Origin of the sequence: Burkholderia sp. Bp9015, from assembly GCF_003853505.1 — a bacterium.
Lineage (GTDB): Bacteria > Pseudomonadota > Gammaproteobacteria > Burkholderiales > Burkholderiaceae > Burkholderia.
In genome coordinates this window covers 1-12,525 of the sequence record NZ_QTPZ01000034.1, presented here as the reverse complement: position 1 = coordinate 12,525, position 12,525 = coordinate 1, and the positions used below count along the sequence as shown (strand labels likewise).

11 protein-coding genes and 2 pseudogenes are annotated in these 12,525 nt (G+C 66.2%); 6 read left to right on the top strand and 7 right to left on the bottom strand.

Going from position 1 to position 12,525, the window contains the following annotated elements:
• Nucleotides 1-3 precede the first annotated feature (3 nt).
• Nucleotides 4-1,395 (top strand): sigma 54-interacting transcriptional regulator, encoded by a 1,392-nt coding sequence (locus DIE12_RS29005; protein WP_044846007.1) that lies wholly within the window; start codon nt 4-6, stop codon nt 1,393-1,395.
• 54 nt (nt 1,396-1,449) lie between these two features.
• A complete protein-coding gene (locus DIE12_RS29000) occupies nt 1,450-2,157 on the top strand; it encodes a DUF2968 domain-containing protein (protein WP_124488921.1) in 708 nt (235 codons plus the stop codon).
• Nucleotides 2,158-2,240: 83 nt separating this feature from the next.
• Here DIE12_RS29000 and hfq read toward each other — a convergent pair whose 3' ends face one another.
• A complete protein-coding gene (gene hfq / locus DIE12_RS28995) occupies nt 2,241-2,807 on the bottom strand; it encodes an RNA chaperone Hfq (protein ID WP_044846005.1) in 567 nt (188 codons plus the stop codon).
• 295 nt (nt 2,808-3,102) lie between these two features.
• Between hfq and DIE12_RS28990 the strand changes: the two genes are divergently transcribed.
• A complete protein-coding gene (locus DIE12_RS28990) occupies nt 3,103-3,387 on the top strand; it encodes a PXPV repeat protein (protein WP_044846004.1) in 285 nt (94 codons plus the stop codon).
• Nucleotides 3,388-3,420: 33 nt separating this feature from the next.
• On the opposite strand, the gene DIE12_RS28985 is transcribed toward DIE12_RS28990, so the two are convergent.
• From DIE12_RS28985 to DIE12_RS28970, 4 genes are all read right to left on the bottom strand, one after another.
• Entirely contained in the window at nt 3,421-4,335 is a 915-nt protein-coding gene (locus tag DIE12_RS28985) for a DUF1571 domain-containing protein (RefSeq protein WP_124522589.1), read from the bottom strand.
• Between the two features lie 29 nt (nt 4,336-4,364).
• Nucleotides 4,365-6,119 carry an AMP-binding protein gene (locus DIE12_RS28980; protein ID WP_124522591.1) on the bottom strand — a complete coding sequence of 585 codons (1,755 nt, stop codon included), beginning with the start codon at nt 6,117-6,119 and terminating at the stop codon, nt 4,365-4,367.
• Nucleotides 6,120-6,499: 380 nt separating this feature from the next.
• On the bottom strand, nt 6,500-7,318 hold the full coding sequence (locus DIE12_RS28975) for a TetR/AcrR family transcriptional regulator (protein ID WP_044849270.1): 819 nt from the start codon (nt 7,316-7,318) through the stop codon (nt 6,500-6,502).
• A gap of 216 nt (nt 7,319-7,534) precedes the next feature.
• Nucleotides 7,535-8,755 (bottom strand): MFS transporter, encoded by a 1,221-nt coding sequence (locus tag DIE12_RS28970; RefSeq protein ID WP_124488924.1) that lies wholly within the window; start codon nt 8,753-8,755, stop codon nt 7,535-7,537.
• A gap of 279 nt (nt 8,756-9,034) precedes the next feature.
• Between DIE12_RS28970 and DIE12_RS28965 the strand changes: the two genes are divergently transcribed.
• From DIE12_RS28965 to DIE12_RS28955, 3 genes are all read left to right on the top strand, one after another.
• On the top strand, nt 9,035-9,577 hold the full coding sequence (locus DIE12_RS28965; RefSeq protein ID WP_124488925.1) for a GNAT family N-acetyltransferase: 543 nt from the start codon (nt 9,035-9,037) through the stop codon (nt 9,575-9,577).
• A 125-nt stretch (nt 9,578-9,702) separates the two neighbouring features.
• Nucleotides 9,703-10,329, top strand: coding sequence for a ParB-like protein (locus DIE12_RS28960; RefSeq protein WP_124488926.1), 627 nt, complete (start codon nt 9,703-9,705; stop codon nt 10,327-10,329).
• Nucleotides 10,330-10,354: 25 nt separating this feature from the next.
• On the top strand, nt 10,355-12,073 hold the full coding sequence (locus DIE12_RS28955; RefSeq protein ID WP_124522593.1) for a SulP family inorganic anion transporter: 1,719 nt from the start codon (nt 10,355-10,357) through the stop codon (nt 12,071-12,073).
• A gap of 47 nt (nt 12,074-12,120) precedes the next feature.
• Here DIE12_RS28955 and DIE12_RS38775 read toward each other — a convergent pair.
• Nucleotides 12,121-12,240 (bottom strand): annotated as a pseudogene (locus tag DIE12_RS38775) (carbohydrate kinase); the annotation flags it as partial.
• Nucleotides 12,241-12,405: 165 nt separating this feature from the next.
• Nucleotides 12,406-12,525, bottom strand: a pseudogene (locus DIE12_RS28945) (ABC transporter); the annotation flags it as partial.

The window sequence follows — 12,525 nt, the reverse complement described above, 5'->3', positions numbered from 1 at the left end:
ATTATGAGAACCCCCTCCGCAATCGCAGAACTCGACCTGTACGTCTGGGAAGGCAAGGCGGACATTGTCGACCGCGTTGCCCGCTGCATGGCGAGCTTCGACGTCGAGGTGATCCGCGCCGACAATGCGGAAATCTCGCCGGAGCGCGCCGCCTTGCGGCCATCGCTCGCGATCATCAGCGTGACGATGATCGAGACCGGTGCGGCGTTCCTGCGCGACTGGCAGGCCAACATCGGCATGCCGGTCGTCTGGGTCGGCGCGGCGCGCGACCACGACGCGTCGCAGTATCCGCCCGACTATTCGCACATCCTGCCGCTCGACTTCACGTGCGCCGAGCTGCGCGGGATGATCGGCAAGCTCGTCACGCAGCTGCGCGCGCATGCGGCCGATACGCTGCGGCCGTCCGAACTCGTCGCGCACTCGGAGTCGATGCAGGCGCTGCTGCACGAGGTCGATATGTTCGCCGACTGCGACACCAACGTGCTGTTGCACGGCGAAACCGGCGTCGGCAAGGAACGCATCGCGCAATTACTCCACGAAAAGCATTCGCGCTACCGCGACGGCGAATTCGTGCCGGTCAACTGCGGTGCGATTCCGGACGGCCTGTTCGAATCGCTGTTCTTCGGGCACGCAAAAGGCTCGTTTACCGGCGCGGTTGTTGCGCATAAAGGCTATTTCGAGCAGGCGGCGGGCGGCACGCTGTTCCTCGACGAAGTCGGCGATCTGCCGTTGTATCAGCAGGTCAAGCTGTTGCGCGTGCTCGAGGACGGCGCCGTGCTGCGGGTCGGCGCGACGACGCCGATCAAGGTCGATTTCCGTCTCGTCGCGGCCAGCAACAAGAAGCTGCCGCAGCTCGTGAAGGAAGGCCTGTTCCGCGCGGATCTTTATTACCGGCTCGCGGTGATCGAACTGAGCATTCCGTCGCTGGAAGAGCGGGGCGCGGTCGACAAGATTGCGCTGTTCAAGTCGTTCGTCGCGGAGGTGGTGGGCGACGAACGGCTCGCGCAACTGTCCGACCTGCCTTACTGGCTCGCGGATGCGGTGGCGGACAGCTATTTCCCCGGCAATGTGCGCGAGCTGCGCAACCTTGCGGAGCGCGTCGGCGTGACGGTGCGGCAAACGGGCGGCTGGGACGCCGCGCGACTCCAGCGGCTGGTCGCGCATGCGCGCAATGCGGCGCAGCCGGTGCCGGCGGAGAGCGTGGCGGAGGTCTTCGTCGACCGCAGCAAGTGGGACATGAACGAGCGCAGCCGCGTGATCGCGGCCCTCGACGCAAACGGCTGGCGACGCCAGGATACGGCGCAGCAGCTCGGCATCAGCCGGAAGGTGCTGTGGGAAAAGATGCGCAAATATCAGATCTTCGACGAAGAGCCCGAGACCCGCGAAAGCGAATAATTAATGCGATAAAATCGCGCTGAATTACAACGACACGGGCAGGAATCAAAATTCATGAGCCATATGACGGGGTTGGGGCGGGCGTGGGTGTTGCTCGCGATGATGGGAGGCATGCAGGGCGCGTTCGCGCAGGGATTGGCGGGCAATGCATCGCCGGCGGTACAGCAGGCGTCGGCACCGGTGGCGGCGATTCCGGTGATCGATCAACAGGTTCAAACCTCGATACAGCCGCAGGCAGGCGAGACGACGGGGCAGAGCACGGTTGACGAACTGCAGCGCCAGATCCAGGCGCATTCGCTGACGGAAATGCGCACCAGCTATAACGGCAGCTACGGCGCGAGCCAGTTGTTCAGCGTGAAGGACGGTTCCTATTTCGTCGCGCTGTTCCAGCAGAAGGCGTTCTGGCGCGTGATCAAGACTTACGACGAAGCGCGCGCGGAAGCGATCTATCGCGATTTCTCGCGTCAGGCGGAACGGCTGTCCGTCAACGAGCTGCGTGCGGCGAAGCTGGAGTCGCAGAAGGTGCAGACGGACCGGCAGATCGAAGTCGCGCAGGAGCGGGCGCGGCGTCTGCAGGCCGATATCTCGATCGCCCGCGAGCAGCAGGCGGCGGTCGCGGATCGCCAGAAGAGCGTCCGCAACGAAACGGCGGCGCTGCAGGCGCAACAGGCGGCGCTTCAGTCGCAACTGCGCGCGTTGCAGCAGCAGGTGCGTTCGCTGCAGCGGGAGGCCGACGCAGGTTTGCCGACGACGGCACACTGAGCGATCACGGCACGGCCGGTGCGGCGACATGCCGCGCCGATCCGCCAGAAAAAAGGGCAAGCCGCCTGGCTTGCCCTTTTGTTTTACTGGCCGTCCGGCACGATTCGCCGGCGGCGCGTGACGATCACCGGCCCGTTGCCGCCGCGTGCGTCGGACGGCGACGTGTTGCCCGATGCGTCGCCGGCATCGCGCGGTGCGCCGTAGCTTTCGCGCGGGGCGCCATAGCCTTCGCGGGGCTCGCGCGGCGCGCCATAACCCTCGCGCGGTTCACGGGAACCGTAACCTTCACGCGGCTCGCGCGAGCCGTAGCCGCCGCCGTCGCCACGCGATTCGCGGGAGCCGCCATGCGAGCCGTACGGGCTGTGGCCGCCGCCTTCGCGGCCGCCCGGCCGACCGCCGGGCCGCGGGCCGCGGGGACCGCCGCCGCCCGGGCGCGAGCCGCCCGTGTCGAGCTGGATCGTGGAAATCGCACGCTTGTAGATGCCTTGCAGACCCACGGGGGTGCGCAGCATCACCAGATACTGGTCGAACGACTCGATACATCCCGTCAGACGAATGCCGTTGACGAGATAGATTTCAACGCGCTTACGTTCCTTGCGCGCCGAATTGATGAAGTCGTTTTGCGGATGGGATTCTGCGGGATTGGCCATTGAGGTGCGGCAGGAGCCTGCGTCAGAGAATATGTTGTGCGTGTGTGTGGCGTGGTTGCCCACCAAGTGTTTGGCGGGATTTTACCCTGTTCGTTCCACCAGCGCGCAGTCGTGATTGTGTCGAACCGTAACCCACTATAGACGTTCCCGTGCATTTTCGCGATTCGGTCGAATGGCTAGTGCCGTTTCGTTACGTCGCGTTACGAATCTCGCAATGGCGTAGCACCTGGCGGCGCGCGGCGGGATTACATTCCACGCGCATGCCGGGCAGGCCGGCGGATCCGGGAAGGGGAACATGAACAAGAGGGGATTGGCGGTGTGGATCGGGAGTGTGGCGTTGCTCGCTTCCGGCAGTGCAATGGCGGGGCGCGTCGACCTGTCGGTGGGCATCGGCGTGCCGGTCGCACCGGTCTATGTCGAGCCGGCACCGGTCTATGTGGCGCCCCAGCCTGCGGTAGTCGCTTATCCGGGTTACGGATACGGCTACTACGGCGACGAGGACGACGACGGCTACCGGAAATGGCGCAAGCACTATTACAAGCATTGGCACAAGCATCACCACGACGACGATGATGATTGAGCGCGACCTGCGTGGCGCCGGCGCCGGTGACGATCAGAACGCATAGTCCGGGTTCTTCGGGTCGAACGCGGATTCGTCGAGCGTCGCCGGCGCGATTTTCTCGATGACGATCCGTTCGAAGATCCTGCCGTCGTTGTCATAGGATTCGATGGTCCTGAAGTAGGGCGCGTGCAGGTCGAGCCCGAGGATTTCCTTTTTCGCGTAGAACTGCGGCCGGCCGGTCGGCGTCTCGTAGGTGAGCGCGACGACGCGCACACCGCCGATCGTCTTCGCCTCCACCTGGGTCGGCCGCTGCACGCCGGCTTCCTGGTATTTCCTTCCTTCGGTCAGGTACAGGTTCGTGATGAACTCGGTGCCGAGATCCTTCACCTGGTGATTCGACTGCGCACGCGCGAGTGCGCCGTCGAGCGCCGTCCACAACGGAATCTTGCCGAGCAGGCCGCCGAGATGGCCGTACATCTCGTCCTTGCGCCGCGTCGTGTCGTAGATCGTCTCCTGTCCCGCATGCGCGCCGCCCGGCAGCCATTTCGCATAAACGCGCAACGGTTCGCGGGTCGTCTTCACGAGCATGCGGTCGGGCGTGTCGGACCATTTCCCGCTGATGCGTTCCTGGCGCACCATCGTGAACTGGTACGACGGATAGCCGTTGGGACCATTGCGGATATAGAGCGGCACGGCGAGCGGATCGAGGGCCTTGAACAGCGCCGTGAGCGTCGCGTCGTCGAGTTGCGCGAGCACGCCGCGCTGGGCGGCCGTGCGCAGCCAGCGCGCCTGCTGCGCGACCGGCTCGCGCGTGACCTTCGCCAGCTCCGCCGGCAGTGCGGCCTCCTGTACCGCGCTCGCGGCATCGGCGGTTTCCTCGGCGTGCAGGCCGGCTTGCGCGAGCGACAGCACGCACGCGAGTGCCGCGGCGGCGTACCGCGCGCGGCGCTTCGTTCCTTCGTTCATCGACAGCGTCTCCGGGCGCGTTGGATCGTTCAGCCTTGCTTCGCGGCCTTGATCCTGGCGAGTTCCTCGTCGCGCAGCGCGCGGCGCAGGATCTTGCCGACGTTGGTCTGCGGCAGCGCATCGCGGAACTCGACGAATTTCGGCATCTTGTAGCCGGTCAGGTTCTTGCGGCAGTGCGCGAGCACGTCGTCGACCGTCAGCGTCGGGTCGCGGCGCACGACGAAGACCTTGATCCGTTCGCCCTGTACTTCGTCCGGGATGCCGATCGCAGCGGCTTCGCTGATGCCCGGATGCATGACCAGCACTTCCTCGATCTCGTTCGGATACACGTTGAAACCCGACACGAGGATCATGTCCTTCTTGCGGTCGATGAGGCGGATGAAGCCGCGCTCGTCCATCACGCCGATGTCGCCGGTGCCGAGCCAGCCGTCGGCGTCGATCACCTTCGCGGTCTCGTCGGGCCGCTGCCAGTAGCCGCGCATCACCTGCGGGCCGTGCACGCACAGCTCGCCCGGCTCGCCGACGGCGGCCCAGGTGCCGTCTTCGCGGCGAAAGCGCACGAGTGTCGACGGGGCGGGCAGGCCGATCGAGCCGCTGAACCCGGCCATGTCGCTCAGGTTCACCGGATTCATCGTGACGATCGGCGAGCATTCGGTGAGCCCGTAGCCCTCGACGATCGGCCGGCCCGTGACTTGCTGAAAGCGTTCCGCGACCGCGCGCTGCATCGCCATGCCGCCCGCCATCGCGAGCTTGAGCTTCGAGAAGTCGCGCTTGCGGAATTCGTCGTTGTCGAGGAACGCGTTGTACAGCGTGTTGATCCCGGTGATCCCGGTAAACGTTTCGTTGCGGATGATCTTCATCACCATGTTCATGTCGCGCGGGTTCGCGATCAGGATGTTGCGCCCGCCGAGCCCCATGAAGATGAACGCGTTCACCGTCAGCGAATAGATGTGATAGAGCGGCAGTGGCGTGAGCACGGTCTCGACGTCGCCCGACACCTGGTCGGCGATCCACGCCTTCGCTTGCAGCAGGTTCGCGATCAGGTTGCCGTGCGTGAGCATCGCGCCTTTCGCGACGCCGGTCGTGCCGCCGGTGTACTGCAGGAACGCGAGATCGTCGCGGGTCGTCTGCACCGGCTGCGGTTTGCCGCGTGCGCCGAGTGCGAGGGCGGAGCGCAGCCGGATCGCCTGCGGGAGGTTGTAGGCCGGCACGAGCTTCTTCACGTGCTTCAGCACGAAATTGATCAGGCGTCCCTTCGCATTGAAACCGTCGGCGAGCAGGTCGCCGAGCGCGGTGACGATGATGTTCTTCACCTGCGTTTCCGGCAGCGCGTCCTGCAGCGTGCGCGCGAAGTTCTCGAACGCGACGATCGTCTGCGCGCCGCTGTCCTTCAACTGGTGCGCGAGTTCGCGCGCGGTGTAGAGCGGATTGACGTTGACGACGATCGCGCCGGCCTTCAGCGTGCCGAACAGTGCGACCGGGTACTGGAACGTGTTCGGCAGCATGATCGCGACGCGGTCGCCCGGTTTTACGCCGGTGCTTTGCAGATACGACGCGAACGCGTCGACTTTCTGCGCGAGCGTGCGGTAGGTCATCGATGCGCCGGCGCTCACGTAGGCGACCCGCTCGGCGAAGCGCGTCGTGCATTCGTCGAAGAACTGCACGAGCGATGCGTATTGCGTGACGTCGATCTCGTGCGGCACGCCGGGCGGATACGACGCGTACCAGATGCCGTCGCTGTTCGGCGGGAGCTGGGCCGCTGCGGTTGCTGGGGATGAGGCCATGATGTGTCTCCGGTGTCGGTACGAGTTAGCGCTTTAGCGCTTACTCGTACCCCATGCTTCGCGGTCGGTGAGAGTTGGCGCTTCAGCGCTTACTCTCGCCCCATGCTTTGCGGTCGGTGAGAGTTGGCGCTTCAGCGCTTACGCTCACCCGTGCTTTGCGGTCGGTGAGAGTTGGCACTTCAGCGCTTACTCCCGGCCCATGCTTCGCAGTCAGTGAGAGTCAGCACTCCAGCGCTTACTCGTACCCCATGCTTTTCGGCGACGAAAGCAAGCCTGCCTTGGCTCTCCCGCCGCATGACATTCGTTCGGCCCGGGCCGGCGCATCAACGCCGGCCCGGGCCGCCCAAATCGTGAAACGCCGCCTGCGCGGCCTGGTGCGATCAGCTCGCCGAAGGCGCCGTCGCCGTATCGGCAGCAGCCGTGCTCGACGACAGCCCGAACGCTTCGCTCGCGCCCGCATCGTCGAGCACGGCCGCGAAGATCGACAACTGCGCGCTGTCGGGCATCGGTGCCTTCAGCGCGGCGACGATCAGCGAGGACAGCCGCGCGATCATCTGCACGTCGTTCATCGTGCGGCCTTGCGAGAATTCGTCGATCAGGCTTTCGGTTTCGGCACCGGCCAGCGCGCCGGACAGCGCGCCGATCGCGAAGTGCAGCCGCCAGCCGAGCTCGGTGCGCGGCAGATGCGGCAGCGCGCGCTGGAACGCATCGAAGAAGCGGCCGGCGACGCTCGCGTAGTGCGCGGTCAGGAAGTTGCGCACGAACGGCGACGGATCGGTGTACGCGCGGCCGATCAGCCGCAGGAACGCGGGGCCGCCGCGCTCGGGGTCGCGCGACGCCTTCAGCGCGGGAATGAACATCGCGCCGAGTACGTGTTCGCAGGTGATGTGCGCACCGAGCTGCGCATCGAAGCGGTCGAGGATGCCGAGGCGTTCCAGGTTGAGCTGGTCGAGCCGGCGCGACAGCATCGCGTGGATCAGCGCTTCCTTGCTGCCGAAGTGGTAGTTGACCGCGGCGAGGTTCACCGTCGCACGCGACGTGATCTGCCGCATCGACATCGCTTCGAAGCCATGTTCGATGAACAGGTCCTCGGCCGCATCGAGAATGCGCGCCTTCGTCCCGCCGGTCTGCCGATTGCCGGATGACCGCGTCCCGGACGGTCGTCCCGCGGACGCTCGCCCCTCCTGACTGACTGCCATGTCCCGCCTCCCAATGCCGGTTGCCCGGCCGCGAACAGGTGATTTGATTATCTGATTCAAACAGCCGTTTTTATTAAGATAAAAAAACGCGTACGGCGCGGGCAAGCGCGGAATCTGGACAAATTCCTCTAGTTCGATGTGCGGATGCGGAAAGTCTGTCGCGCGGCCCCGGCGGGACGGGGCACGCGCGATGGTGCGTCGCGGCAATGCGCGGCTTCAGCCGGCGGTGGTACGCGTATTGACCGATTGCGTCATGTCGACGCCGCGCCGTTCGCGGCTGAACAGGATCAGCACGGCGATCACGACGGCGACGATACCGGCCACGAGCGCCAGCGCGAAACTGTAGTTGTTGCCCTGGGAGACCGCGAGCGATGCCTGCATCGTCGCGTTGCCCGACGCGAGCAGGTTGCCGAGCTGGTAGACGACGCCGGGGAAGGTCGCGCGGATCTCGTCGGGCGAGATCTCGTTCAGGTGGACGGGGATCACGCCCCACGCACCCTGTACCGAGATCTGCATCAGGAACGCGCCGGCGGCGAGCGCGAGCTGGCCGCTCGAGAACGCCCACAGCGGCAGCACCGGCAGCGCGATCAGCGCGGCGATGAAGATCGCGCGGCGGCGGCCGATCCGCTCCGAGATCGCGCCGAACGACAGGCCGCCGACGATCGCACCGATGTTCAGCACGATCGTGATCCACGACACGGTGTGCGGATCGAAGTGATGCTGTTCGCGCAGGAAGGTCGGGTAGAGATCCTGCGTGCCGTGCGAGAAGAAGTTGAACGCGGTCATCAGCACGATCGCGTAGATCGTGAGCTTCCAGTTCTGCTGCAGCGTGGCGCCGAGGCTCGGGCGCGGGCGCTTTTCCATCTGCTTCCAGGCCGGCGATTCGGGCACGTGCGTGCGCACGTACAGCACGAGCAGCGCAGGCAGCACGCCGACCATGAACATCCCGCGCCAACCGATGGTCTGGTAGAGCAGGCCGAACACGACGGACGCGAGCAGGTAGCCGCTCGGATAGCCGGCCTGCAGCAGGCCCGACACGAAGCCGCGCGCATGGGTCGGCACGGTTTCCATCGTCAGCGCGGAGCCGACGCCCCATTCGCCGCCCATCGCGATGCCGAACAGCGCGCGCAGCACGAGCAGCGCGGTGAGGCTCGGCGCGAAGCCCGACGCGAGCTCGAGCAGCGAATAGCATGCGATGTTGACCATCAGCGTCGGGCGGCGGCCGAAACGATCGGCGAGCCGCCCGAAGATCAGCGCGCCGATCGGGCGCATCGCGAGCGTGAGCGTAAGCGCAAACGCGACGGCGGGGATCGTCGACGCGAATTCGGCGGCGATGTCCTTCAGCACGAAGACCATCAGGAAAAAATCGAACGCGTCGAGTGTCCAGCCCAGGTAGGCGGCGATCGTGACGTTGCGTTGTTCGCGGGTCCAGCTCATGTCCGAGGTCTCCTCGTTGGCTTGTGCGCACACTCTGCCGGCGGATGCCGGCCCGGCCGGCGCGCGGCGCGGGGGCATGGATCGAGTGTAGGCCGCGGCGCCGTGCGATGCGGGGCGCGATAACCGCGCATCGGGAATAATCCCTACGAAATGAACTGTTGAGAAAACGGAAATGAGCGTGTGCGTGACGAGCGACAGTCGTCTGTATCATTCCGGAAGGTTTTTTGTATCAGATACGTAATGCACGCGATGCGCATCGCCACCGAATCAGGAGCCCCGATGACCGAACCGTCCGTTGCCGCGCTGCCCGCCCTGGAGACCGCGCGACTGTGGCTGCGCCCGCGCGTGCTGGCCGACCTCGACGCGAGCATCGCGATGGATCGCGATCCGGAGGTCACGCGCTACATCGCGGGGCCGTGGCACGACCCCGACGAACATCGCCGCTTCGTCACGCACCGGATCACACGCGCCTATCCGCCGGGCCTCGGTTACTGGTCGATCTTCGAGAAGGCCGCGCCCGACGCGTTCATCGGCTGGATCCTGCTGATTCCCGACTATGCGGGCGGCGCGCGCGACGTCGAGATCGGCTGGCGGCTCGTGCGCGTGGCGTGGGGGCGCGGCATCGCGTGCGAGGCCGCCGCGGCCGTCGTGCGACACGCGTTCGACACCGTGCGGCTGCCGCGCGTGATCGCCGATATCGCGGAGGCGAACTCGGGTTCGCTGAACGTCGCGCGCAAGCTCGGGATGCGGCGCGTGAGCGTCGTTCACGACGGCATTCCTTACGTTCGCCATCGTCTCGAGCGCGACGACCTGCGTGCATAGCGTCGCGTGCGGGCGCGACCGGTTGTCAGAGATGGTCAAGCGCACGCGTATCGAGGTCGCGACGTATTAACGGCTCGCACGATCAGGAGTATCGTTGCCGGAAATTCGCAACATGGGGTACGACCATGGCACTCGGCAACGACGTTCATCTCATTCCCGTCCGCCTTGACGCGCTGCGTCCGACGCAAATGACGGTCGGCTATCGCGAAGTGAAAGCGAAGCGCAAGCACTGGAAGACGCTCGACAAGCGTGCCCGCAAGGCGGCGATCGAGTCGCACTGGTTTCCGGCCGTCCTCGGCCCCGGCGGGGTGCACTACATCACCGACCATCACCATCTCGGCCTGGCGCTGATCGAGGAAGGGGAGGCGCGCGTGAATGCGATGCTGCTGAAGGATCTGTCCTGGCTCGACGACACGATCTTCTGGCGGATGATGGAACACAACCAGTGGGTGCATCCGTTCGGCGTGGACGGCTCGCGTCGCGACTACGCACAACTGCCGAAGGCGCTGACGGGGCTCGAGGACGATCCGTATCGAAGCCTCGCGGGCGAGCTGCGCACGGCCGGCGGCTACGCGAAGGATGCGACGCCGTTCAGCGAATTCCTGTGGGCCGACTACCTGCGCCAGCACGTGACGCTCGATCAGATCCGCAAGAACTTCGCGAAGGCGCTCGACATCTCGCTGCGCCGCGCACACGAGCAGGACGCGCGCTATCTGCCCGGCTGGTCGGGTGTCATCGCCGTCAAACCCTGACCCGCACCCCGGCGCCTACCGCCTCATGACGACTGCCCCGACCCGTCCGGATGCCGGCTTGCAGCATCCCGAGCATTTTGCTGCACTCGATGCGGCGCCGCCGCCACCCACGCAGCGCATCGGCCTCGATGCGCTGGCTGGCCTGTCGATCGCCGGGTTGCTGATTCCCGAGGCGGTCGCATACGCGGGTCTCGCCAACCTGCCGCCGCAGGCCGGTCTGATCGCGCTGCTGTCGGGGCTCGTCGTCTATGCGCTGACCGGCAGCAGTCGCTTTGCGATCGTGTCGTCGACGTCGTCGTCGGCGGCCGTGCTCGCCGCGACCGTGCTGGCCGAGTCGGGGATGGCGCTTGCCGCGCAGCTCGCGCTCGCGGCCGCGCTCGTCGCGATGACCGGCGTGCTGTTCATCCTGGCGGGCGTCGCGCGGCTCGGGGGCATGTCGGATTTCGTCGCGCGACCGGTCCTGCGCGGTTTCACGTTCGGCCTGGCGCTGACGATCGTCATCAAGCAGCTGCCGAAGATTCTCGCGATCTCCGTGCAGCACAGCGATGCGCCGCGCGTCGCACTCGACCTCCTCACCGGCGCACCGCATGCAAACCTCGCGAGCGTCGCGCTCGGCGCGACCGCGCTCGCACTGCTGTTCGTGCTCGGGCGGCGCTCGCGCGTGCCCGCGACGCTCGTCGTGATCGTGCTGTCGATCGCGGCCGGCTATGTGTTCGACTGGCAGCACTACGGGATCGCGATCGTCGGACACATCGATTTCCGGCATCTCGAATTCGGGCTGCCGCATCTCGACCGGAACGCATGGATGCAGACGGTCGAGCTCGCGTTCGCGCTGATGCTGATCCTGTATGCGGAGTCGTACGGTTCGATTCGCAACTTCGCGCTGAAGCACGGCGACAGCGTGTCGGCGAACCGCGACCTGGTCGCGATCGGCTGCGCGAACCTCGTGTCGGGGCTGCTGCACGGAATGCCGGTCGGCGCGGGCTATTCGGCGACGTCCGCGAACGAGGCGGCAGGCGCGCAGTCGCGTTTCGCGGGCTTGTGGGCGGCCGGCGTGGTCGCGCTGATCGTGTGGCTGCTGCTGCCGCAACTCGCGCGCACGCCGGAGCCCGTGCTCGCTGCGATCGTGATCTTCGCGGTCAGCCATTCGCTGCATCCGTCGGTGTTCCGGCCGTATTGGGTCTGGCATCGCGACCGGCTCGTCGTGATCGCCGCGCTGCTCGCGGTGCTCGTGCTCGGCGTGCTGCACGGGCTGCTCGCGGCCATCGGCGTGAACCTGCTGCTGACGCTGCGCAAGTTGTCGGAGCCGAACGTGAGCGTACTCGGCCGGCTGCGCGACGGGCACGACTTCGTCGACGTCGCGAATCACGCTGATGCGAAGCCGGTCCCCGGTGTGCTGATCGTGCGGCCCGAGGCGCAGCTGTTCTTCGCGAACGCCGACCGGATGCTCAATCGCGTGCGCGCGCTGATGAAGGCCGCGCCCGACACGCATACCGTGATGCTGAGTCTCGAGGAAACGCCGGACGTCGACGGCACGACGATCGAGTCGTTGCGCACGTTCGCCGCCGAATGCGCGGCACGCGGGCTACAGTTCGCGATCGTGCGGCTCAAGGAGCACGCGTTGCATGCGCTGCGCCGTGCGACCGACGATACGCTGCGCGACGATGCGATGTCCGAACTGAGTGTCGACGAGAGCCTGCAACTGCTGCAGGCACGCGGTAACGGCGCGAAGCGTGGTGCGTGACCGGGCGGCGCGCATGCTCCGTCTGGCGTTTTCACGTGCCGCCAAGTTAGCGCGGCTGACCGTGCCGGCGAGGGCGATCGGCACGCCGAGCCGCGCGCCACGTTCCAGCATGAACCGCCGGCGACGCTGCGCCAATGCCGCGCGTCATCGCGGATGAAGTCGGTCAGTGCTTCGCCGAATACGGCCCGGCGGGGGAATGTCGTCGTTGTGTCGAGACGATGTGCCGCGGCGTGTCGCGCGGCGGTACGGCGGTTGGTAAACGGACGGGCAGGGCCGGTGTCCGCGCCCGACACCGACCGGCACCGCCAGGAATCGCGGGTCGCGTCGCGCGATCAGCGCGGGCTGCTCCAGCCTTTGTAAGCCTTCACGTTGTCACGCGTGACGAGCGTCGGCTCGATCAGGATCATCGGGTTGGCCGGCTTCTGGCCGTTCATGATCCCGTAGCCGACGTT